This window comes from Teretinema zuelzerae (assembly GCF_021021555.1).
Taxonomy (GTDB): Bacteria; Spirochaetota; Spirochaetia; order Treponematales; family Treponemataceae; genus Teretinema; species Teretinema zuelzerae.
This window is the reverse complement of sequence record NZ_JAINWA010000003.1, coordinates 268,821-291,178: the sequence shown is the minus strand read 5'-3', so window position 1 is coordinate 291,178 and position 22,358 is coordinate 268,821. Positions and strand designations below refer to the sequence as shown.

Below are 22,358 nucleotides of genomic sequence, written 5' to 3'. Positions count from 1 at the left end.
TGATGCGCACTAAATTGGTTGCCCTGCTTTTGCTGGTATTTTGTCTCGGAGCAGTAAACGCTCAAACTTCCGACGACTGGTATCAGGACAAGCCGATCCGGGCTGTAACCTTCAACGGATTAAAACACATCGCCCGTTCTGAACTGGACGGGGTTTTTTCATCTTATCTCGGAAAACCGTTTACCGATGAGCTTTACTGGGAAATCCTCCAGAAAATGTACGCTCTTGAGTATTTTGAAACCATAGATCCGATCGCCGTTCCAGGTGATCCCGACAAGAAAACCGTTAATCTTCAGTTCACCGTTGCCGAACTTCCCGTCATCTCCCGCATCGAGTTCAAGGGAAACAGAAAACTCAGACAGGGCGAGTTGCTGGAAAAAATCGCCTTAAAAGAAGGCGACATTTATAACGAGCTTAAAGCCCGCATGGACGAACGTTCCGTTCGGGATTATTATCTGGAAAAAGGCTATGCCGGAGTAAAAATCGTCTCCGAAGCCGTTCCCTCAGAGGATTCATCGCTGGTTTTCCGTTTTACCATAACCGAAGGGAAGCAAACCGTCATTTCCGCAGTTAATTTTGAAGGAAACAGGGTAATGGCCGCAAAAAACCTTCGGGGAGTAATGACCCTTAAGGAAGCGAAGCTTCTTACTCCCGGAACCTTCAGGGAGATGGATCTTGAAGCCGATAAGCTCGCGATCCGCCGCTATTACACCGAACGCGGCTATATCGACGCGAAAATCGAAACCGTCATACGGGAAGTAGACGCTGATTCCTCGGAGGATAAAAACCTGCTCAAACTCACCTTTGTAATAAACGAAGGGGACCAGTATACCTACGGCGGGACAACTATTTCCGGCAATACTATTTTCACGACCGACCAGCTTTTATCGAAAATCCGCCTCAACGAAGGCGATGTCATGAACCAGAACAGGTTCGACGAGGGTTTTCAGGCCGTTGCGGACGTCTATTTTGAAAACGGATATACATCGAACTACATCAATCGTCAGGAATTGCGTAACACCGAGCAGAAACGTGTTTCATGGGTGATAACCGTCGTGGAAAGCCAGCGTTCCCACATTGAGCACATCATTATCAAAGGAAATACTAAAACAAAGCTGAGGGTTATCGAGCGGGAGCTTTTGCTCGAAGACGGGGATATTTTCTCGAAATCCAAGTTGATGGACAGTCTGAGAAATCTCCACAATCTCCGGTACTTCTCCGTAGTCGCCCCCGATCTTGTCCAGGGTTCCGAAGAGAATCTCGTCGATATCGTAATCAATCTCGAGGAACAGTCGACCGCTTCCGTACAGTTCGGCGTCACCTTTTCAGGCGTTACCGACGCGGATACGTTCCCGCTTTCCGCCTTTGTGCAGTGGGAAGATAAAAACTTCATGGGCAACGGACAAACCTTCTCGACCAATATAACCGCATCTCCCGACACGCAGAGCGTCGCCCTGGGATATTCGGAAAACTGGTTTCTCGGAAGCCCTCTTACGGTAAGCTTTAATCTGTCCCTGTCCCACAAGAAACTGTACGCCTACCGCGACGAAGTGTTCCCTCTTTTCGACAACGAGGACGACGACGACTACGTCGCGGATCCGTACAATTCCCTCTCCGACTACGAGTCTGCGTCGAGCATCGACGATTCGTACCGAATGCAATACGAGCAATGGAGCTACAGCCTCGGCTCGTCGACAGGCTATCGGTGGAATCCCCGCCTTGCGAGCGTAACGCTGAAAGGCGGCGTAACCTTCTCCGTTCTCCGCAACATGTACGATTCGACCCTCTACCGGCCAGCCGATAGAAGCATTCGCGAACATCACGGCAGCTGGGGCTGGGAAAACTCGGTCTGGACCCGCCTTTCTCTCGATAGACGCGATATTTATTACGATCCCACGACCGGATGGTTCGCGAGCCAACAGTTTACGGTAAACGGCATACTTCCGGAAATCGAATCAGATTATTATTTCCAGTTCGACACCAAGGCAGAAGGCTATCTGAAGCTTCTGGATTATCCGGTCACCGAATCCTTCAATCTCAAATTTATTCTGGCCGCCTACTCGTCTATTTCAGTACAGGTGCCGTTCACGGATCTTTCGGTAAGCGATTCCAACAAGCTGTATCCCGACGGTATGTTTACCGGATACGGATGGACAACCCTCTATTCCTATCTGAAAGGCAACGTAATGCTCGATCATCGGCTCGAGTTCCGCGTTCCCTTCGTTCCCGGCGTTATCGCGGGCGATTGGTTCCTCGAGGGTATCGCCGTGAAGGAAAGCGTGTCTGATTTGTCAAACCTGAGTTTGAACGATTATTACGGCAGCTTCGGACCGAGCATCCGTTTTTCGATTCCGCAGTTTCCTCTGCGCCTTATGCTGGCGAACACCTTCAGAATCCAGGACGGAGAATTCGAGTGGGGCAACAAGGTCGGTCCTGATTGGAAGTTCGTGTTGTCCTTTAATATTTCTAATCTATAATAATTACGGAGTTACTTATGTCTGATAAGAAAATAATCATCGGTTTGCTGATAGCGCTTTTTTCGGCTTCTCTTTTTTCCCAGCAGATCACCCGCTTCGGCGTGGTAGATACGTCCCGAATTTACACAGCCTTTTACCGGGATTCCCGGAATGTACGGGATTATGAAGCGAAAAAAGAACAGTATCAGGGCGAGATTAAACGCATGTCAGAAGAGGTGAAAAATCTCAGACAGAAAAAGGTGGATGCCGAAACTGTGGGAGACAACGCCCTTTCCGCGCGCTTAAGTTCGGAAATCGACTCGAAAACCTCAGTTCTTCTTGAATACTCCAAGGTGAAAAACGCGGAACTTGATGCTTTGAAAAAACGCCTTGTTTCCGACGACGATTTTTATTCCATGTTGTACGATGAAATCAAAAAGATCTCCGAAGCAGACGGATACAGCATGGTTTTAAGCCTCCAGGAAGGAAATTCAATTCTCTGGTACAGCCCCACCGTCGACATTACCGAGAAAGTAATCCGCAGTTTGACGGGCCGCAGGTAATTTACCGCGAAAGGTTTTCATGTCTGAACAAACGCCCATGATGGCCCAGTATCTTCGCATCAAAGAAGATCATCGCGATGCGGTGCTCTTCTTCAGGCTGGGAGATTTTTATGAAATGTTTCATCAGGACGCAATCGAAGTCAGCCGTTTACTAAATCTCACTCTCACCCAGCGAGCGGGAAATCCTATGTGCGGGATTCCGTATCACGCTTCCCGCGTGTATATTGCGCGTCTTCTCAGAGCCGGGAAAAAAATTGCGATCTGCGAGCAATTGACGATTCCCGGTCCGGGCAAAGGCATCGCCGAACGGAAAGTCGTTGAAATAATCACGCCCGGAACCGCTGTCGAAGAAGAATATCTTGAACAGAACGTCAATAACTATCTTGCCTCGTTTTATGTTTCTCCCGACGGCGTGTGCGCTTATTCATATATAGACGTTACAACCGGAGAGTTCGCGGGAACGGTTTTTTCCGGCCCCGATTCTCCTGAACGATTCAGAAAGGAGCTGGGCCGGATTCAGCCCAGGGAGATTCTGGTGCCTCAATCTCTTGGAGACTCTTATCCGATATTGGCGGAAGCTCTCGCAGACCAGTCTTCGATGTTGATTAACCGCTATCCCGAGTGGAGCTACAACCTGCAGTCCGCTTACAAGCGCTTATGCGGCGCTTTTAGAACTGCCAGCCTTCAGTCTTTCGGATTAACCGAAGCGTCTCCGCTTGTAGCCTCGGCCGCTCTGGTCATCGAGTATCTCAATCAAACCGCCGGAGCCGCCTTGTCCCATGTTTCAGGAATCACCGTATACGGCGAAACGGATTTTCTTTCCATCGACGATTCGACGCGTAAAAATCTCGAGCTCGTACAGAATCTTCGCGACGGATCATCGAGCTATACCTTGTACGAAGTTCTCAATCAAACCCGTACAGCAATGGGCGCCCGCTTGCTGCGCGCCTGGATCCATCATCCGCTTACCGATCGCTCCGCGATAGAAGAACGCAATAGTCTTGTCGACTATCTGTATCGCTCTCAGCGCCTTCTTGCCCGGCTGAGGGATCATCTTTCAACGGTATTGGACATCGAACGACTGGCCGCGCGTGTATCCATGGAGCGCGCTCATGGAAAAGACCTGGTCGCCCTGAAACAATCACTTGAAGCTTTTTTGAAGATACAACAGATATTCTCCTCCGACGCTCCTGCTTCTTTCAGGATGGAAGCTGCCGTAGCAGACAGCATTCTTCAATTAAAAGAGCTTCTGTCCTCAAGCCTGAAGGAAGATTGCTCGATTCTTTTGACCGAAGGGAATCTCATTAAGGACGGCTGGTCTCCCCGTTTGGACGAACTCAGGGCTTTGCGCGACAATTCTCAAGCTGTATTGGATGCCTATGTCGCGGAAGAACGCGATAACACCGGAATCCAGAATCTGAAAATTCGCTATAACCGCCTGATCGGTTATTATCTTGAAGTTTCAAAAGGCAACCTTCACGCTGTTCCTTCTCATTTCATCCGCCGCAGGTCGCTCTCCAACGGCGAACGCTTTACGACCGACCGGCTTGTTGAACTCGAAACCGAACTGAACGGAGTTCATGCGAATATAACCGAATTAGAGCAACAGCTTTTTCTGGAAATTCGAGCTCGAGTCGGGGCAGATCTTGAAACTTTATCCTATGCCGCTAAACGCATTTCCCGCCTCGACGCGCTTCAGTCGTTCGCCCATGCCGCTACGCTGTATGCTTGGACAAAACCGGCGTTCTCTGATTCAGGGGTTATGGATATACGCGGAGGACGGCATCCCGTAGTCGAGCTTCATCTGCCCTCGGGAAGCTTCGTGCCGAACGGGATAACCCTTGATTCGGCGGCAGAATCCGATGCTCCTTCGTTCGCGTTGATCACCGGTCCGAATATGGCCGGAAAAAGCACCTTTCTTCGTCAAACCGCCCTGATAACCCTCATGGCTCAGCTCGGTTCATTCGTTCCGGCGGAGTCCGTCGTGTTAACTCCTGTGGATCGCATTTTTTGCAGGGTGGGAGCTTCTGATAATCTGGCGCGCGGCGAATCGACCTTCTTGGTGGAGATGACGGAAACCGCGCATATCCTTCGCACCGCGACCAAATCAAGCTTAGTGATAATGGACGAGGTAGGGCGGGGCACCTCCACTGAAGACGGTCTTGCGATTGCCCGATCGGTAACTGAATATCTTTTGCATTCGATCGGAGCTAAAACGCTCTTCGCCACCCATTATCACGAACTCTCTCATCTTCAATTCCCGCGGTTGGCTCACTTCTGTCTCGATGTTCTGGAAAGCGAAGGAACCGTTGTATTCTTGAAGAAGTTGCGATCGGGAGCCTCGGCGAACTCCTACGGAATTCATGTCGCCCGTCTGGCAGGGATCCCCGATCAAGTTCTCGAAGCCGCGAAAAAATACGTCAAGCTTCGCGAAAACGATTTTCCTGAAGCTTCCGCGTTATCTTCCGTTCCCGATGCAGCCATAGAGGCGAAATCCAAGCCGATTTCCTTCGGCCCCTCGCTTTTTCCGGAAGAAGAGCTCATCTTGAACGAACTATTGTCCATATCGATAGAGTCCCTCACTCCCTTGCAGGCCCTTACATACCTCGACGGATGGAAACGGAAGCTTTCCGGCTCATAATCCCTTAGTTTGATGCCGTTTCGGCACGCCTGAATCGCTAATACAACCCTATGTATTCCGTGTGCAAACTATATCGTCCATTATAAGAAATGCTTTGGGCTATTTTCTTTCGCCCGTCCCTTGTCTGTCGTGCAAAACGGTTTTGTGCCATTACGGCGAACCATTATGCGCTTCGTGCAGACAATCCATGATGGAGAGCGCAGCATCAAAATCATTCTTCGGCAACCAAACCGATATGTGCTCAAAGTGCGGCAGGCCGCTTGTTTCTGAAATAGGCGTTTGCTGCTCCTGCGCTTCCACGCCCTGGATGTCTGCGATGGATCGCATTATTCCTCTTTTTCCGTACGACGGAGGCGGACAGCGACTTTTAACATCCTGGAAAATCGACGGATGCAGGGGCTTGTCGGCAATATTCGCTTCTGTAATCGATAAGAACCTCTCAACCATCCCCGACATCAAACTGCATGCAACCATAGTACCAGTCCCCCCCGGCCGGGTAAAATACGCTCTAAGGGCTGGGATCAAATCGAAGAGCTGTCTCGTATCTTAGAAAACAAACACAATGTAAAAATTGAAAGAATCCTTCAGCGAACCGCTCGCGAACAGCAAAAAAGCCTTGGCCGTGAAGCGCGTCTTCATAATATGAAGGGAAATATCAGCTGTCTCAACGTAAGAGCGCCGGAAACGGCGATTATTATCGATGATCTCATGACCACCGGCGCGACGCTCGAATCCTGCGCGGAAGCGTTAAAAAATGCGGGAAGCCGTGTCGTTTACGGCCTGACGCTCTTCCATGATTGACTCGGTTGACAGTGTTTTTTCCTTATGGTACTATAAGTAGTGAACATTTTTATCCTTTAAAAAAATCGGGAGTCGTTCGAACGGCTCCTTTTTTTATATCAAGCGGGCCGCGCAGGCGCCCCTTTCAGGAGCTGAAAAGCAGTGGAATACATCTCGCCGGAGAAAGTTCCGTATTTTATGGATTGCGAACCCCTGGTCAAGGGTTTCGGATTCAACATAGTTGAATTGACCGCCTTTAAAAGGCAGTCTACATGGCATATTCGAATGGTAATCGCCGGACCTGAGGGCGTGGGAATCGCTGATTGCACCCGCGTGCATCGCGCGCTTCTTCCCCGTCTGGAAGCTCTGCTGTCCTCCCAGGATATGTACGTTGAGGTAATGTCCCCCGGTTTGGATAGAATCATCAAAAATGGATTTGAGTTTACGGTATTCACCGGAAAACTTGTGAAGGTATGGAATACCGATATCTCTGATTGGATGCACGGGACAATATCGTCCTGTGATTCGAAGGCGTTGCGCCTTTCCACGCCTTCAGGCGATATCGAAATTCCCTTCGATAAAATAGCAAAAGCAAAATTGGTCAGCCCCGCGTAAAGCGGCCGACTGGAAGGAGTTTTTCATGTCCGCAGAAATGGCAGAAGCGATCCGCCAACTCGTTCAAGAAAAAGGAATCGACGAAGATTTGGTTCTCAGAATGATTGAGGATACCCTCAAGGCTGCTTATAAACGTAAGTATGGAACCAACGATAATGCTGTAGTCACCTTTAATGAGACTAGAACCGACGTATCGATATATTCCCGCAAGACCATCGTGGATGGCGTATATAATCCGGTCATTGAAATCGAGCTTGAAGAAGCCCTGGCTCTCGATCCAGAGTGCGAGCTCGGAGACGAGCTGTTGATCGAAGTCGACCCCCGCGAATTCGACCGGATTTCCGTGCAATCGGCCAAGCAGACTGCTCATCAATCGATACGCGATATTCAGAAGGACAGCCTTCATTCGGAATATAAGGATAAGGTCGGCGAGATTATCATCGGCTACTATCAGCGCGAAAGAAACGGCAATATTTACGTTGATCTCGGAAAAGTTGAAGGCATACTCCCGAAGAAATTCCAGTCTCCTCGTGAAACCTACCGGCCTAACGACAGAATAAAGGCTTTGATTACCGAGGTGAAAAAAGCTCCCTCGGGACTTCAGATTGTTCTTTCAAGAACCGATCCCGACTTCGTGCGCCGTATATTAGAGCTTGAAGTTCCTGAAATATACGACAAAACGGTGGAGATCCATAAAATCGTCCGCGAACCCGGCTACAGGACTAAGGTGGCGGTGTTTTCGAACCGCGACGACGTCGATCCTGTCGGCGCATGCGTCGGTTTGAAGGGCGTCCGAATTCAAGCTGTCATCAGGGAGCTTGAGGGCGAGAAGATAGATGTATTAAAATACGACGAGGACCCGCGCGTTTTCATCAGGAACGCATTGTCGCCGGCTGAAGTGAATGAAGTCGTTATAATGGATGAAGCGAAACGCTCAGCCTTGGCCGTTGTATCCGAACCGCAGTTTTCTCTGGCGATCGGCAAGCAGGGATTGAATGTCCGTCTTGCAAACCGCCTGGCCGACTGGAGCATCGATGTTAAAACCGATGAACAGTTCGCAGAAATGGATATTACCGCGGATTCACGCAAGGCCGCGAATGATCTGTTCTCCGATGAAGTGTTTGTCGACGAAGAATCTTCTATCGCCGACTTGCCCGGAATTACAGATGAGATTGCTGCTTTGCTGTCTCAGGGCAATATACTTAAAATAGGAGATTTGTTAGCGCTCGGAGAAGAACAACTCTCAGCTATTTCCGGAATTACGGAAGAACACATAACTCTTCTCGGTAAATTGATGAGGGATTCCTTTGATATTGTCGAAGAAGAACCTGAAGTTATCGAGACATCGGATTCTGTCGCCGAAAGCGAAACTCCTGTTGAGGAATCTCCGGCTGTAGAAGAATACGAATGTCCCGAATGCGGCGGACGAATAACGATCGATATGACAACATGTCCTAATTGTGGTATTGGTCTCAGTTTTGAATATGAGGACGAAGAATAGGAAACCATATGGCTGAAGATCTCGAGAATACCCAGAAACCGAAGGTAATATTGAACAAACAACGCAAATCTGACTCGCCTGCTGATTCTTCTGATCAGACTGAAAAGAAGAAAGTAGTAGTCGTTAAAAAGAAACCGGCTGCGGCCGCCGCATCTTCTCAACCCGCTCCGGTTCAGGAAGAACACGTCGAACGAAAAAAAGTTCATGTCGTTCCGGTCCATCATCCGGCCCCCGAAACCCCTCAAGCTTCTTCTGTCTCCTCGGGGGATGCCGTCCAGTCGGCACCCGTTCAGGAAAAACGGAAGGCTACTTCCATTGAACTAAGTCCACCCAGGCCTAACGTCAAGGTAGGAAATCTTGCCGATAGAACCAAGCCGGCGCAACGACCCGGCGGTTCATATCCTCCCCGGGGCGGAAGCCCCAGCGGTCCTGGCCGGGATAATTTTTCCGGAGCTCAGGCGCGCGAAGGCGCCCGGGATTCGTTCGGTTATAACGGACAGGGCGGAGCGCCCAGATCCGGCGGATATCAGGGCGGACAGGGCGGAGCGCCCAGATCCGGCGGATACCAGGGCGGACAGGGCGGAGCGCCCAGATCCGGCGGATACCAGGGCGGACAGGGCGGAGCGCCCAGGCCCGGCGGATACCAGGGCGGGGCGCCCAGGCCCGGCGGATATCAGGGCGGAGCGCCCAGGCCCGGCGGATACCAGGGCGGAGCGCCCAGGCCCGGCGGATACCAGGGCGGTCAAGGCCGTCCCGGCGGCGGATACCAGGGCGGCCAAGGCCGTCCCGGCGGTTCAGGACCTGCTCCTCTTCCTCTTGATTCGCGCGGCGGCGCCGGTGCGACCAAAAAGGGATTTAAAGGCAAGAAAGCCACTCAATATTCACGCAGAAATAAAGAAGACGATTTCGAACAGAAATTGATCCTTCAGAAAAAGAAAGCTTTGGATAAAGCTAACGCTATTCCAAAGGAAATTGAAATCATGGAAACCATCTCGGTTTCCGAATTAGCGAGGAAGATGAATCTGAAAGCTTCCGAGCTGATCGGAAAGCTCATGGGTATGGGCATGATGGTTACCATGAACCAGTCCATAGACGCCGACACAGCGACAATACTCGCATCCGAATACGATTGCACGGTTCATATCGTCAGTCTGTACGACGAAACTGTTATTGAGAGCGAATCCGACGGAAGCGTCGAATTATTGCATCGGCCTCCCGTGGTTACCATCATGGGTCACGTAGACCATGGTAAAACGAAAACTCTGGACGCTATCCGCAGCGCGAACGTCGCGGCAGGCGAATTCGGCGGAATTACGCAGCACATCGGTGCGTATACGGTCGAAACCGGAAAGGGCAAGGTTACCTTCCTCGATACGCCGGGACACGAAGCTTTCACCATGATGAGAGCGCGCGGAGCGGAAATCACCGATATCGTCGTACTCGTAGTAGCGGCAGACGACGGCGTGATGCCCCAGACCATCGAAGCGATCAATCATGCGAAGGACGCGAAGGTTCCTATAATCGTTGCCGTCAACAAGATTGATAAGCCGGAGGCGAATCCCGACAAGGTGATGACTCAGCTTTCCGAGCGCGGCCTTATTCCCGAAGCGTGGGGCGGAGACACCATTTTCGTTCCGATAAGCGCTCTTCAGAAAGTCGGACTCGATACACTTCTCGATGCGATTCTTCTGCAGGCGGAAGTTCTCGAACTCACCGCGAATTACGAATGCAGGGCCGAAGGAAAGGTTATCGAATCCCGAATCGACCACGGCCGCGGAATCGTAGCCACGATCATCGTCGAACGCGGAACCCTCCGCACCGGAGATTCCTACGTAGCCGGTGTGTTCTCAGGACGCGTGCGCGCAATTTTCAACGATCGCGGAGAAAAGCTTGAAGAAGCCACTCCGAGCATGCCTGTCGAAATACTCGGACTTGAAGGAATGCCGAACGCCGGCGATCCCTTCCAGGTGACGGAAACAGAACGCATTGCGCGCCAAATATCCTCGAAGCGCCAGGAACTCAAGCGTTTCGAGAATTCGCGGAACATCAAGAAGGTTACGCTGGACAACCTGTACGACACCATCAACCAGGGAGAAATTCTCGAATTGAAGGTGATCATCAAGGGAGACGTTCAGGGATCGGTAGAGGCTCTCAAACAGTCTCTCGAAAAGCTTTCAACCCGCGACGTCCGTTTGAACGTAATTCACGCATCTGCCGGAGCGATCAACGATTCCGACGTAATGCTCGCCGCCGCCGACTCAAACGCGATAATCATCGGTTTCAACGTTCGTCCTACTCCCCAGGCGAAGCTGCTTGCCGAGCAGGAAAAAGTCGATATCAGGAAGTACAATATCATTTACAAAGCCGTCGAAGAAATCGAACAGGCTATGGAAGGCATGCTCAAGCCGGATATCAAGGAAGAGGTCATCGGTACTGTCGAAGTCCGCGACGTCATCAAAGTTCCGAAAATCGGAGCGATCGCCGGTTCCTACGTGCTTCAAGGACTTATCAAGAGAAGTTCTTCCGTCAACGTCATCCGCGAGGGCATCGTTGTTCATTCGGGCAAACTATCCTCGCTTCGCCGTTTCAAGGACGACGTCAAGGAAGTCGCTTCCGGTTTCGAATGCGGTATCGGTCTCGACAACTATTCCGACATCAAAGTCGGCGATCAGCTTGAAGTCATCGAATACGTCGAAGTCGCCCGCAAGCTCAAGGACAGCGAAAAGCTCGACAAGTCCGTACCTTCCAAGGAGAAAGCGGAGTAATCCGCGAATATTATGGGAGAATACAGACTTGACCGGTTGGGCGAACAGATCCGGGATGAAATATCCCGCCTGATTCTCGGCGCGAAAATTAAAGATCCCCGGGTTTCAACCTTTCTTTCAATTACAAGGGTTGAAGTATCCGGAGATCTGGGTTACGCAAAAGTGTATATTTCGAGTTTCCTTGAACCGTCGGAAACGAAGAAAGGCATCAAGGGCTTAGAGAGCGCCGCCGGCTTTATTCAGGGCGTGTTAGGGAAAAAGCTTAAAATCAGGCAATTTCCAAAACTGACTTTCGTTTTCGATGAAAGCATTCGGGAAGGTTTCGAAATGGTTCGTAAAATCGATAGCCTGGAGAAATCTTCCGAAACCGGCGAGAATTCGCCTGAGTGAAATCTATGACTCAATCGATTTCCGATGGAATCGTCCTGCTGGCTAAACAATCCGGCAGGACGAGTTTTTCATCTTTATGGCAGATTAAAAACGCGTTGGGAACGAAAAAAATCGGGCACACCGGGACTCTCGATTCGTTTGCAGACGGATTGCTCGTAGCTCTTGCCGGAAGATACACTCGATTAGGCGCCTGCATCTCCGATTCCGATAAATCATACAAAGCATTGGTGCTCTTCGGTTCAGAAACCGATACGCTCGATCCGGAAGGATCCGTGATCGGAACAACTTCTCTTCCCATATTAAGCGCTCTTAATTCAGCAATTCAGGATTTCACCGGCCCGATCATGCAAATCCCTCCCCATTACTCTGCCGTGCATGTCTCAGGCGAAAGAGCCTCGGATCGGGTCAGGCGCGGAGAGTCTATTTCTCTTGAACCTCGTCCTGTCGTTATACATTCGTTAGAATTGAGCGACGCAAAAAAAAGCGACGGCGCGCCTGCTTACGAATCGGATGAGGTATCATCAGCAGTACTCGATGTACGCTGTTCAAAGGGAACGTATGTCAGATCCCTGGCTCGCGACATCGTTCGGGCGGCCGGCAGCCTGGGGTATCTCGGCGCGCTCAGAAGAACTACCGTAGGCCCGTTTTTTCTTAAAGACGCCGCCGGGTTTGATCTCCTCCAACCCTTTGGAGCCCCGTATGCGCCTATCCCGCGCGAACAAAAAATAGAACAGGCAGATCCTGCCGATATTCGCTCGCATGTATTGGACTTAACGCCCGATTTTTCACGATTCTTGGGTCTTCCGCCCGTTCAACTGAAACCAGAGCAGATCAACTCCTTTTTAAAAGGCGTCGAACCCAGAGAGACATGGTTTTCAGAATCAATAGACGAACTTCGCACTGTATTTCATGATGGCGAGTTCATCGGCACCGTGGAATTAAAAGACCGGAAGTTGCGATACGGTTTTGTGGCAGGAAAGGCGCATGAAAATCGTTAGATGGGATCATTTGCACAGTCATGAGTCGATTTCGCTGTTCGATCATTTTTGGAGCAAAAAGAAGGGCAGCGCGCTGACGATCGGCGGATTCGACGGGCCTCACCGCGGCCATGAAGAATTATTTCATTCCGTATTAGATGCTTCTAGCAAGATGAGTTTAGCTTCCGGAGTTGTTACTTTTTCATCGTCCCCGGGAAGATTGAAGCATCCTTCGACCTATCCGGGCGATGTTTCAACCCTTAATTTGCGTTTACAGCGTCTGGAATCGTTAGGATTCGATTTCGTTATCCTCATTGACTTTTCTCCAGAATTCGGTAAAATGACTGGAGGTGATTTCTTGGATATTCTGGTAAATACTGTCCGAATGAAATATCTGGCCGTCGGCCCTGATTTTCGATGCGGACATCGCCTGGATACGGGAGTTTCGGAAATTGAGGCTCTCTCTCATATAAATGGTTTTCGTTTTGATTCCATAAAACGGATTGAATTAAACGGCATGAGAATAAGCTCTAGCGCTATTCGCACCGCTGTTTTAGACGCCGATTTTACCCTTGCGAAAACTCTTTTGGGACATCCATTTTTACTGGATTTGAACGAAGTTATATGGGCCTCCGGAGAATCCGGTCCTGTAGCTTCTCGTGCAGCGATCACTCAAATACTGCCCCGTTGGGGCGTGTATACGGTCATGATTCATACGAGATCCGGCGCTTTCGTGCCGGCAGATCTCAAGATAGAAGGAGATACGCTTTGTTTGATTCCAAAGGATCGAGCGGCGGATTCTCCGATATCCGGCGTTATGACCGCAGAATTCCAGGTTTTAAGATGATTATGATAGAGAAGGAGTAAGTATGGCACTTACAAAAGAAGAAACCACTGCGGTGGTAAACAAATTCGGTGGAAACGAAAAAGACACCGGCAATACGAAGGTTCAGATCGCTTTATTGACTGAGCGCATTAATCAGCTCACTGAGCACTGCAAAACATTCAAGAAGGACAAGAACAGCACCCGCGGATTGATCATCCTCGTTGGACAGCGCCGACGCCTTCTGAAGTACCTGCAGCGCCGCGACCTCGAAGGTTACCGGAGCTTGATCAAGGACCTTGGCCTCCGCAAGTGATGTGTAAGTTACCTGTACGGTCTCCGGCAGGTAACTTTTTTTCTTTACAGACTACATAAAGGTTTTTAAATGATTCAAAGAGTAACATATAAGATCGGCGATAACGAGCTGGTCCTTGAAACAGGCAAATTAGCGAAACAGGCGAACGGTTCCATTTACGCCCAGTACGCAGGTTCTGCCGTGCTGGCAACTGTATGCGCTTCGTCTTCAAGCCAGGAAGGCCTTGATTACGTTCCTCTCACCGTAGATTATAACGAGAAGTATTATGCCGCCGGAAAAATCCCCGGCGGTTTTATCAAGAGGGAAGGGCGGCCGAAAGACAAGGAAGTCCTTGTTTCCCGTTTGATTGATCGTCCCATGCGTCCTCTTTTCGAGAAGTCCTTCGGCCGCGATATTCAGATCGTTCCGACCTGCATTTCCTCGGACATGACCAATCCTCCCGACATTCTGGCAGTGATCGCGAGTTCCGCGGCGGTGACGATTTCCGATATTCCGTTCCACGGACCGGTCGCGGCGGCTCGAATTGCTTACATCGACGGCGGTTATGTGATCAATCCGACTTTCGAGCAGATTGAAAACGCCGAAATGGAAATCGTAGTTGCCGGAACCGCGGAAGGCATCACCATGGTCGAAGGCGGCGCCCACGAGGTTTCCGAAGAAGTCATGCTCGGAGCCCTCGATAAGGCTGAAGAATTCATTAAAATCATGTGCGGTCTTCAGAACGATCTTCGCGCATTGTGCGGAAAGGAAAAGCTTCCCCTCAACCCCGTGAAGGTAGAGTTGCTTAACGCCGACTCGATCAAGGCCGAAGCCTATCCCCGTCTTTCTGAAGCTCTTTTCGTTAAGGGCAAATTCGAGCGCAGGGACGCATGCGACGCTGTTAAAACCGATCTTTCCGCGAAGTATGCCGAACAGCTTAAGGATGAGGTTCAAAGCAAACTCTTCAACGCGCTGTTCGAAGATATGGAATATACGATTCTTCGCACCACTATTCTCGAAAAAGGCGTACGCGTCGACGGCCGCGGCACGGAAGACATTCGCGACATCACCTGCGATATCGATGTTCTTCCCTATCCCCACGGATCCGCAGTATTCACTCGCGGCGAAACCCAGGCCCTGGCAGTTTGTACGCTCGGAACCGTATTCGACGAACAGATTTACGACGACATCGAAGGCGATCGCCGCGAGAATTTCATCCTTCACTACAACTTCCCTCCGTACTCAGTCGGAGAAGTCGGAAGAATGGGAACAGGCCGCCGGGAAATCGGTCACGGCTATCTCGCCCGCCGCTCTCTTGAACCGATGGTTCCGTCCAGAGAAGCATTCCCGTACACTGTACGCGTCGTATCCGAGATTCTCGAATCGAACGGATCCTCCTCCATGGCTTCAGTGTGCGGAGGAACTCTTTCGATGCTCCATGCAGGCGTTCCCATGAAGAAGCCGGTTGCGGGAATCGCGATGGGTCTGATCACCGACGGAGAAAAGTACGCGGTTCTTTCCGATATCCTCGGCGAAGAAGACCACCTTGGAGATATGGACTTCAAGGTCGCAGGAACCGAAGAGGGAATCACCGGATTCCAGATGGACATAAAGATCGCCGGCGTTTCGACAGAAATCATGTCGAAGGCGCTTGCCCAGGCAAAGCGCGGCAGGCTCCATATTCTCGGAATCATGAACAAAACCATCTCCAAGCCCTCTGCCGAGATTTCCAAGTACGCTCCCCGCATTGAAACCATGAAGATTGAAACCGACAAGATCGGCGCTCTCATCGGACCCGGCGGAAAGAACATCAAGGCGATTTCCGAGAAGTATTCGGTCACGATCAATACTGAAAACGACGGTACCGTCACTATTTACGGAAAGAACGCCAAATGCGCTCTCGGAGCGAAGGAAGCCATCAAAGGCATCGTCGAAGATCCCGAGGTCGGCCGCATCTACGACGGCGTCGTGAAAAGAATCATGGATTTCGGCGCATTCATTGAAATTCTTCCGGGAAAAGAAGGTTTGTGCCATATATCCAAACTTTCCAGAACACGGATCGCAAATGTATCCGATGTCGTGAAAGAAGGACAGAAGATTCCCGTTAAACTCTTGGAAGTCGACAAGATGGGACGCCTCAACCTTTCGTATGTAGACGCCCTTGGAGAAGATGCCAATTAATGAGTTTCTTCTTTCGGGAGGAACCAGGTTTCTAGCTGAACCGATAGCGACGACAAAAGCCGTCGCTATCGGTTTTTGGTTTTTTTGCGGTTCCCGGGATGAAAGCGCGGATAGCAACGGAATAACTCATTTCGTTGAACACATGCTATTCAAAGGAACCTCCTCTCATTCCGCTAGAGACATATCGCGTTTTTTCGATAAAACCGGCGGGTATTGCAATGCATTCACGGAGCGTGAGGCTTTGTGTGTGCATTGCTTAGTGCCTTCCCTCTATGCAGTTGAGGCGATGCGGCTTCTTCGCGATATGACGTCTGATTCCCTCTTTATAACCTCGGACATAGAAGCGGAAAGAAAGGTTATTCTCAATGAAATAGTCAGCTCGCTCGATGAACCGGAGGAGCAGGCCGCGGATAGGTTTTTCGCCTCGCTTTTTCCCGGCAGTACGTATTCTCTGCCGGTCGCCGGAACCGTCGAATCTGTGAGCTCGCTTTCGGAAACGGATCTCGTTTCGTTCTGGAATTCCCTTGTGAAGAACGGACCTGCATTGGTCTCCGTCGCAGGAAACTTCGATGTGCAGCAGTGCAAAGAATTGCTTGATTCTTTCAGCTTTAACCCGTCTGCTCTGCAACCTTCGTTTCAACAAGAGCCCAAAACGGGTTGTTTCAATTTTCATGCCGGATTTGCCGGTTCGTATTCTCCTTTTTCGCAGACTCAGATATGGAGCGCTTCCTTGTTTCCGATGGAAAAAACCGCTGAATCCTGGTATGCCGGAGAGCTTCTCGCCTGCATCGTCGGCGATACTCCCGGTTCGCGGCTTTTTCAGGAATTGCGCGAAAAGGAAGGCTTATGCTACAACGTGTTCACGTCATTTCTTCCTACTCGGGAAGGCTTGTACCTTATCTCCGGCTGTTCAGTCAATCATGATGCTGCCGAAAAGACTATGGGCGTTCTTTTATCAGAGTTCGATAAATTGCGCATGTCAGGCATCAACCGGGAAGAATTCGATTATGCGCGCGAGCATTTGACAGGAGATCTCCTGTTGTCTGCAGAAGATACGGATACGCGGATGAAACGATTGGCGAGGCAATACCTGTACAATAAATCGGTATTCGGCATCGATCAAAGCGCCGGAATTATCGAGTCCCTGAACTTTGATTGTGTACATAATATCAGTAAAAAGGCTTTTGCTCCTGAATCTATGCATATCTTCACGTATGGAACAAAAAAGGCGGTTCGAAAATGCGTCAAGTTATTAAAGTGTTAATGAAAGACGGCCTGAACGATTCGCGTTTACCGAAATACGCGACCGACGGATCTGCCGGAGCGGATGTCTGCGCGTTTCTTTCCTCTCCAGTCGTTATCGGTCCAGGTGAACGCAAGCTCGTTCCTACGGGATTATTCGTTGAAATCCCTCAGGGATTCGAGATTCAGGTACGATCAAGATCCGGCCTTGCTTTGAAGCATGGAGTCGCTGTTCTCAATTCTCCCGGAACGATCGATTCGGATTATCGAGGAGAAATCGGCATCGTCCTTATCAATCATGGTAGCGAACCATTTACAGTCAGCGACGGCGACAGAATAGCTCAACTAGTGGTCTCTCCGGTAGTACAGGCGGGATTCGGTTTCTCCGAAGCTTTGACGGATTCAAGCCGCGGCGCGAACGGCTACGGTTCCACCGGTAGAAATTGAATGAAGGCTTATACTCTCTTTAGGTATATAGCAAGAGAAATGCTCTTGTATTTTTTTGTGTGTTTTCTTTTCTTCTTTCTCGTCTTTTTTGTAAACCAAATTCTGCTTATGGCTGAAGACATCCTTTCAAAAAAGGCGCCAGTCAGGGATGTCGCATCTCTCATTATCTTTTCTCTTCCCGCCATCATTGCAACAAGCGCTCCGTTCGCAGCACTCGTCGGAACGCTGATGGCTCTCGGCCGTCTGGTTTCAGACCGGGAGATTCTCTCGATAAACGCCCTCGGCATACCCGTCAGATTTGTGCTAATGCCAGTATTAGCCGTCGGTATATTGGTTTCGATCGGTTCTTTTTTTACTAACGACATCCTGCTTCCCGCGGGAACAATCAGATTCAACCGGCTATACAGAAAAATCATAACGTCGACTCCGGCTCTGGAGCTGGAATCGAACTCCATCAAACGAAACCAGAATGCAATTATCGTTTCCGGAACGATCAAAGACGGAGTCATGGATAGCCTGCTTGTTATCGACTCTACGGATTCCGGAAATAAACGCATCATCGCAGCGCCGTCTGCTGAAATTGTGCAGTCGTCGGACGCGGCCGTATTGATGACTCTCGACATGGCGGACGCCAAGATAATTTCGTTCGATAGAAAAAACAGGACAGACTACGACGTCCTCAATGCTTCAGGCCTTTCTTACAACGTGTTGTCGAAAAATATCTTGCCGTCTTATTCCGGCAAAGTTACCCCGAGAGAAATGAGCTCTAGGGACTTATATGCGCAACTTCTTGAAAAGAAAAAAGGCTCCGACGCAAAGCAGATTAATTTGTATCGAATGGAATTTCATAAGAAATTTTCCATTCCGTTCGGAGCTTTTTTCTTTGTCGTTCTCGCTTTTCCTCTCGGCATGTTCGCTAAAACAAACGGCCAGAGCGTCGGGTTTATTTTCGGATTGATCATAGCGGTTCTATATTGGGCACTATTGATAGGCGGCCAGACTTTGAGCGTCAGATTGGGCTTCGACGGCTTCGTCATGATGTGGCTTCCGAATGCGCTGGTGTTCGCCACTGGAGCGATTCTGGGCGGGAGGTATCTGATTAGATGAATCTTCTTCAACGGTATCTGCTGAAGCAATTCGTTCCGGTTTGCGTCGTAGCACTGCTCTTTTTCGTGTTGATGCTGCAGCTTGGCGACTTATTCGCGAATCTATGGAAATATCTCTCGAACGAAGTTCCTCTGCGCTCTGTGGTTAAAGTCCTTCTGCTGTACGCACCGAAATGCGTGTCGTTCGCTCTGCCGCTTTCGGTTCTTTTTGCCGCCGCTTATACGATGGGGAACATGTATGCCCGCAACGAGCTCACTTCGATTTTTGCTTCCGGCTACCCGTTGTATCTTTTAATTCTTCCTCTGTTGGTTGTCGGGCTTTTGCTATCCTTCGGCATGTTTTATTTCGAAGATCGAGTCGTTATACAAACACTTTCTGAAAAAAACAATCTCAACAGGTTGCTGCTCAAGCAGCAGCAAACGCTGAGCAATACGAACATCGTCGTGCTCTCTCACGACGGAAAGATAATCTATACCGCTGACTATTATCAGGATGCAGACAAAAAATTGTATTCCTTATTCGTAGTCGAACGCGATCAGGAGGGCAATATTGTTTCGATACTGCAATCGCCTTCCGCCCGATGGATAGATTCGAAATGGCAGCCGGAAGATTTCATCACCTACCTTTTTGCTGATGCATCGGACGTGCTTATTTCAAAAAAAACGATTCCGATGATGCTTGACGAACCTCCGGAAACCTTTCAGCGAAACGTCGCTTCGGTGGAAGAACTGACCGCTCCCGACGCGAAAAAATATATTCAGACATTGAAAAAAGCAGGCCTGCCGTTTTCAGAGCATTTGGCGAATTACTATAAGCGATTTTCCTTTCCGCTTACGATTTTCATCGTTCTGCTGTTCTCGATATCGTTGGGCGGACGTTTCAAGAAAAATATCATGCTGATGAGCTTGTTGCTGAGCCTCTCTATAGCAGTCTTGTACTATGTAACTCAAATGATCACCATGTTGTTCGCGAAATGGGAATATATATCGCCGCTCGCCGGCGCCTGGTCTCCGGTATTGTTGTTTATAATCGCCAGCATCGTTATACTCAAGTATGCAAGGACATAATGCAATGAATAAAAACAGTTCGATTTTTCGAATCAACCATGCCGACTCCGGTTCCAGGGCTCGTACCGGATTCATCGACTTGCCCCACGGCACCGTTCAAACTCCAGCCTTTATGCCGGTGGGGACCAATGCCACTGTGAAGGCAATGACGAAGGACTGGCTTGACGAAATTGGTTTCGAAATTATTTTGGCGAACACCTATCATTTGTATCTGAGGCCGGGCTCGAAATTGATTCGTGATGCCGGCGGATTGCACGGTTTTTCGGGGTGGAAAAAAAATTTCCTCACGGATTCGGGCGGCTTTCAGGTCTTTTCCCTGTCTTCTTTCCGGAAGATCACCCGCGAAGGAGTAAAGTTCCGCAGCCACATCGACGGCTCTTCACACTTTCTTACTCCCGAAAGCGTAGTAGGGCTTCAGGCAGATTTCAACAGCGATATACAAATGCAGCTGGACGTTTGCACGGGATTCGGTACTGAATGGAAAAAGGCGAAAGAAGCGCTCGTCATCACCACTGATTGGGCAAAACGGGCGAAAAAAGCCTGGCTTGAGACTCCGGACGAATATCAGGGAAAGCTGTTCTCAATAGTGCAGGGCAATTTTTACCAGGATCTTCGAAAGGAAAGCATCGATTCAGTAATCGATCTTGATACGCCGGGAATCGCCATCGGCGGCTTGTCGGTAGGAGAGCCGCCCGAAGTGTACCGCGATTTTCTCGCGTCTACTTCCGAATTGCTGCCGGACGACAAGCCTCGCTACGTAATGGGAATCGGCACCCCTGACTATATCCTCGACGCGGTGTTGAACGGAATCGACATTTTCGACTGCGTTCTTCCTACCCGAAACGCGCGAAACGGTTCTTTCTTCACCAGAGACGGGATAATTGCGATCAAGAAGGAACGATTTGCACGCGATTTCGGTCCGATAGATCCAGAATGCTCCTGCCGAGTATGCAGGGAATATTCCCGGGCGTATATGCGCCACTTGTATAAAAATGACGAGATACTCAGTTCAATGCTCGCATCGTATCACAATCTGGCCTTTCTTCACCAAATGATGAAGGAGATCCGGCTGGCAATACAAGAAAACAGGTTTGTCCAGTATCGATCGTCCTTTTTATCCCGTTTTTCCGGTGATTCCGTATGAAAAGGTTCTTAGCTCTTATCTGCGCTTTTGCATCCTCGATGTTCTTGTTTTCTCTGGAGAAAACAGATCTGGACATTCGAAGGGATATTCTTGCATACGGATTGGAGAACGAAATCGTCGAATTGATCGACGCGTTAATAAAAGAAGATGAATCCGGTTTGCAGAATGAGCTTCAGGCCTTGTTCGATTCTACGCGCAGCTCCGCTGTTAAAGAATCATTGCTGAAATATTACGGCGAAAAGAACGACCCGTATCCGAAAGAATGGGCTCTTTCAATAATCGCCGATCCCTGGGATCATAAAAAGACCACCGTATTATCAATTTTTTCATATATCGAAAAAATGAAAGCACAGGAAGCGGCGTCTTCTGTTCGTGCCATTCTCAAGTCGGAAAACACCGATTACAGGGATTCCGCGATCTCCCTGTTGGGTTCTATCGGAACAGAAGAAGACGCGGATTTTCTTTTTGATTTTCTTGAAGATGAATTTTCCGTAGATGAAAAGACAAGGCTGGTCATCAGACAAAACGTAATGACGGCTCTCGGAAAGCTCAAGGCTGAAAAATATCGTGTCCGTTTCGAAGAAGTCGCCGGGAACGAGGATGAAAACGCGGTCATCCGTTCTACGGCTGCCGTCGCTCTCGGCGAAATCGGAAATCCTGAATCCATTCCGATTCTCGAAAGCCTCTTTCTTGATAAGGATCCGCTTCTCCGCTCCGCTTCGGTAAAAGCTCTTTCCGGTTATTCATCCGAAGCATCCACAGCGATAATATTGGAGGGTTTCAAGGATCCGTATTATAAGGTTAGGCTCGACGCAATAGCGTCTGCGGAAAAGCTAAAGCTGAACGAATCGGTTCCGTATTTATTGTATCGATCGAAAAGCGACCCTGTTGAATCTGTTCGTTACCGATCTTATGAAGCGCTTGGATTGATCGGCGATCAAGAAGGGTATTCCTGGCTTGCTGAACAATTCGCGAATAAAAAGAATGCAGAGGGGTTGAGGCTGAAAGCCGCTTCGGTTCTCGCCGAGCACCACAAAACCTCTTTTTCACCATTGCTCTTAAAAGAGCTTATCTCAGTGCTCGAAGACGAAAAGAAAATTAAATACCGCTATGAATTGCTTAAGCTGATGATCGCCAAAAGGACAGAACTCGATTCATCGGTCTGTATCTCGCTTTTAACGAGCAAGGATCCTACGACAAAAAGTTTCGGCATCGATTTATTCGAACTATATAAATTCACTGAAGCAAAGTCGGAAATCGAAAAGATTGCCGCTGATGAAAAACAAGGCGCCTTACATCGGCGGGCGAAGCGAATTATCGAATCTGATAAAACCACGACGGCTTCTGGCGAGTAGCCGCGCCGC

General features: G+C 49.6%; 18 protein-coding genes. 17 read left to right on the top strand and 1 reads right to left on the bottom strand.

Translation table 11 applies throughout. The annotated features are described in order from the left end of the window. Positions 1–2: 2 nt before the first annotated feature. From bamA to mutS, 3 genes are read left to right on the top strand one after another with little or no spacing between them, the layout of a single operon-like run. On the top strand, positions 3–2,477 hold the full coding sequence (bamA, locus tag K7J14_RS08625) for an outer membrane protein assembly factor BamA (protein WP_230755313.1): 2,475 nt from the start codon (positions 3–5) through the stop codon (positions 2,475–2,477). A gap of 17 nt (positions 2,478–2,494) precedes the next feature. Beyond that, positions 2,495–3,019, top strand: coding sequence for an OmpH family outer membrane protein (locus tag K7J14_RS08620; RefSeq protein WP_230755311.1), 525 nt, complete (start codon positions 2,495–2,497; stop codon positions 3,017–3,019). A 19-nt stretch (positions 3,020–3,038) separates the two neighbouring features. Beyond that, on the top strand, positions 3,039–5,660 hold the full coding sequence (mutS, locus tag K7J14_RS08615) for a DNA mismatch repair protein MutS (RefSeq protein WP_230755309.1): 2,622 nt from the start codon (positions 3,039–3,041) through the stop codon (positions 5,658–5,660). 150 nt (positions 5,661–5,810) lie between these two features. On the opposite strand, the gene K7J14_RS08610 is transcribed toward mutS, so the two are convergent. Next, positions 5,811–6,134 carry a hypothetical protein gene (locus tag K7J14_RS08610; protein ID WP_230755307.1) on the bottom strand — a complete coding sequence of 108 codons (324 nt, stop codon included), beginning with the start codon at positions 6,132–6,134 and terminating at the stop codon, positions 5,811–5,813. A 468-nt stretch (positions 6,135–6,602) separates the two neighbouring features. On the opposite strand from K7J14_RS08610, the gene rimP reads away from it, so the two are divergent. The 14 genes from rimP (at position 6,603) to K7J14_RS08540 (ending at position 22,349) form a co-directional block, all read left to right on the top strand. Beyond that, positions 6,603–7,055 carry a ribosome maturation factor RimP gene (gene rimP / locus K7J14_RS08605; protein WP_230755305.1) on the top strand — a complete coding sequence of 151 codons (453 nt, stop codon included), beginning with the start codon at positions 6,603–6,605 and terminating at the stop codon, positions 7,053–7,055. A gap of 25 nt (positions 7,056–7,080) precedes the next feature. Then, positions 7,081–8,556, top strand: a complete 1,476-nt coding sequence (nusA, locus tag K7J14_RS08600; RefSeq protein ID WP_230755303.1) for a transcription termination factor NusA — start codon at positions 7,081–7,083, stop codon at positions 8,554–8,556. Between the two features lie 8 nt (positions 8,557–8,564). Next, a complete protein-coding gene (infB, locus tag K7J14_RS08595) occupies positions 8,565–11,321 on the top strand; it encodes a translation initiation factor IF-2 (RefSeq protein ID WP_230755302.1) in 2,757 nt (918 codons plus the stop codon). Positions 11,322–11,333: 12 nt separating this feature from the next. Then, positions 11,334–11,711 (top strand): 30S ribosome-binding factor RbfA, encoded by a 378-nt coding sequence (gene rbfA, locus K7J14_RS08590; protein WP_230755300.1) that lies wholly within the window; start codon positions 11,334–11,336, stop codon positions 11,709–11,711. A 5-nt stretch (positions 11,712–11,716) separates the two neighbouring features. Next, positions 11,717–12,709: a tRNA pseudouridine(55) synthase TruB gene (truB, locus tag K7J14_RS08585; protein WP_230755298.1), complete on the top strand. Its 993-nt coding sequence runs from the start codon at positions 11,717–11,719 to the stop codon at positions 12,707–12,709. Then, entirely contained in the window at positions 12,696–13,535 is an 840-nt protein-coding gene (locus K7J14_RS08580; RefSeq protein ID WP_230755296.1) for an FAD synthetase family protein, read from the top strand. The genes truB and K7J14_RS08580 overlap by 14 nt, the downstream gene beginning before the upstream one ends. 22 nt (positions 13,536–13,557) lie before the next feature. Further along, positions 13,558–13,827: a 30S ribosomal protein S15 gene (gene rpsO, locus K7J14_RS08575; protein WP_230755294.1), complete on the top strand. Its 270-nt coding sequence runs from the start codon at positions 13,558–13,560 to the stop codon at positions 13,825–13,827. Positions 13,828–13,896: 69 nt separating this feature from the next. Continuing rightward, positions 13,897–15,987, top strand: a complete 2,091-nt coding sequence (gene pnp / locus K7J14_RS08570; protein ID WP_230755292.1) for a polyribonucleotide nucleotidyltransferase — start codon at positions 13,897–13,899, stop codon at positions 15,985–15,987. Next, positions 15,977–17,251: a M16 family metallopeptidase gene (locus K7J14_RS08565; RefSeq protein WP_230755290.1), complete on the top strand. Its 1,275-nt coding sequence runs from the start codon at positions 15,977–15,979 to the stop codon at positions 17,249–17,251. The genes pnp and K7J14_RS08565 overlap by 11 nt, the downstream gene beginning before the upstream one ends. Beyond that, positions 17,227–17,676 carry a dUTP diphosphatase gene (dut, locus tag K7J14_RS08560; protein WP_230755288.1) on the top strand — a complete coding sequence of 150 codons (450 nt, stop codon included), beginning with the start codon at positions 17,227–17,229 and terminating at the stop codon, positions 17,674–17,676. Before K7J14_RS08565 ends, dut begins: the two co-directional genes overlap by 25 nt. Continuing rightward, positions 17,677–18,783: an LptF/LptG family permease gene (locus tag K7J14_RS08555; protein WP_230755286.1), complete on the top strand. Its 1,107-nt coding sequence runs from the start codon at positions 17,677–17,679 to the stop codon at positions 18,781–18,783. Further along, positions 18,780–19,850: an LptF/LptG family permease gene (locus K7J14_RS08550; RefSeq protein WP_230755284.1), complete on the top strand. Its 1,071-nt coding sequence runs from the start codon at positions 18,780–18,782 to the stop codon at positions 19,848–19,850. Before K7J14_RS08555 ends, K7J14_RS08550 begins: the two co-directional genes overlap by 4 nt. A gap of 4 nt (positions 19,851–19,854) precedes the next feature. Beyond that, entirely contained in the window at positions 19,855–20,994 is a 1,140-nt protein-coding gene (tgt, locus tag K7J14_RS08545) for a tRNA guanosine(34) transglycosylase Tgt (RefSeq protein WP_230755282.1), read from the top strand. Beyond that, complete coding sequence (locus K7J14_RS08540; RefSeq protein ID WP_230755281.1) at positions 20,991–22,349, top strand: HEAT repeat domain-containing protein; 1,359 nt, start codon at positions 20,991–20,993, stop codon at positions 22,347–22,349. Before tgt ends, K7J14_RS08540 begins: the two co-directional genes overlap by 4 nt. Positions 22,350–22,358: the final 9 nt, after the last annotated feature.

What these genes read in the sequence shown, in the direction of transcription:
- bamA (WP_230755313.1), top strand. Translation starts at nt 3, where the DNA reads ATGCGCACTAAATTGGTTGCCCTGCTTTTGCTGGTATTTTGTCTCGGA.
- K7J14_RS08620 (WP_230755311.1), top strand. Translation starts at nt 2,495, where the DNA reads ATGTCTGATAAGAAAATAATCATCGGTTTGCTGATAGCGCTTTTTTCG.
- mutS (WP_230755309.1), top strand. Translation starts at nt 3,039, where the DNA reads ATGTCTGAACAAACGCCCATGATGGCCCAGTATCTTCGCATCAAAGAA.
- K7J14_RS08610 (WP_230755307.1), bottom strand. Translation starts at nt 6,134, where the DNA reads ATGGTTGCATGCAGTTTGATGTCGGGGATGGTTGAGAGGTTCTTATCG.
- nusA (WP_230755303.1), top strand. Translation starts at nt 7,081, where the DNA reads ATGTCCGCAGAAATGGCAGAAGCGATCCGCCAACTCGTTCAAGAAAAA.
- infB (WP_230755302.1), top strand. Translation starts at nt 8,565, where the DNA reads ATGGCTGAAGATCTCGAGAATACCCAGAAACCGAAGGTAATATTGAAC.
- rbfA (WP_230755300.1), top strand. Translation starts at nt 11,334, where the DNA reads ATGGGAGAATACAGACTTGACCGGTTGGGCGAACAGATCCGGGATGAA.
- truB (WP_230755298.1), top strand. Translation starts at nt 11,717, where the DNA reads ATGACTCAATCGATTTCCGATGGAATCGTCCTGCTGGCTAAACAATCC.
- K7J14_RS08580 (WP_230755296.1), top strand. Translation starts at nt 12,696, where the DNA reads ATGAAAATCGTTAGATGGGATCATTTGCACAGTCATGAGTCGATTTCG.
- rpsO (WP_230755294.1), top strand. Translation starts at nt 13,558, where the DNA reads ATGGCACTTACAAAAGAAGAAACCACTGCGGTGGTAAACAAATTCGGT.
- pnp (WP_230755292.1), top strand. Translation starts at nt 13,897, where the DNA reads ATGATTCAAAGAGTAACATATAAGATCGGCGATAACGAGCTGGTCCTT.
- K7J14_RS08565 (WP_230755290.1), top strand. Translation starts at nt 15,977, where the DNA reads ATGCCAATTAATGAGTTTCTTCTTTCGGGAGGAACCAGGTTTCTAGCT.
- dut (WP_230755288.1), top strand. Translation starts at nt 17,227, where the DNA reads ATGCGTCAAGTTATTAAAGTGTTAATGAAAGACGGCCTGAACGATTCG.
- K7J14_RS08555 (WP_230755286.1), top strand. Translation starts at nt 17,677, where the DNA reads ATGAAGGCTTATACTCTCTTTAGGTATATAGCAAGAGAAATGCTCTTG.
- K7J14_RS08550 (WP_230755284.1), top strand. Translation starts at nt 18,780, where the DNA reads ATGAATCTTCTTCAACGGTATCTGCTGAAGCAATTCGTTCCGGTTTGC.
- tgt (WP_230755282.1), top strand. Translation starts at nt 19,855, where the DNA reads ATGAATAAAAACAGTTCGATTTTTCGAATCAACCATGCCGACTCCGGT.
- K7J14_RS08540 (WP_230755281.1), top strand. Translation starts at nt 20,991, where the DNA reads ATGAAAAGGTTCTTAGCTCTTATCTGCGCTTTTGCATCCTCGATGTTC.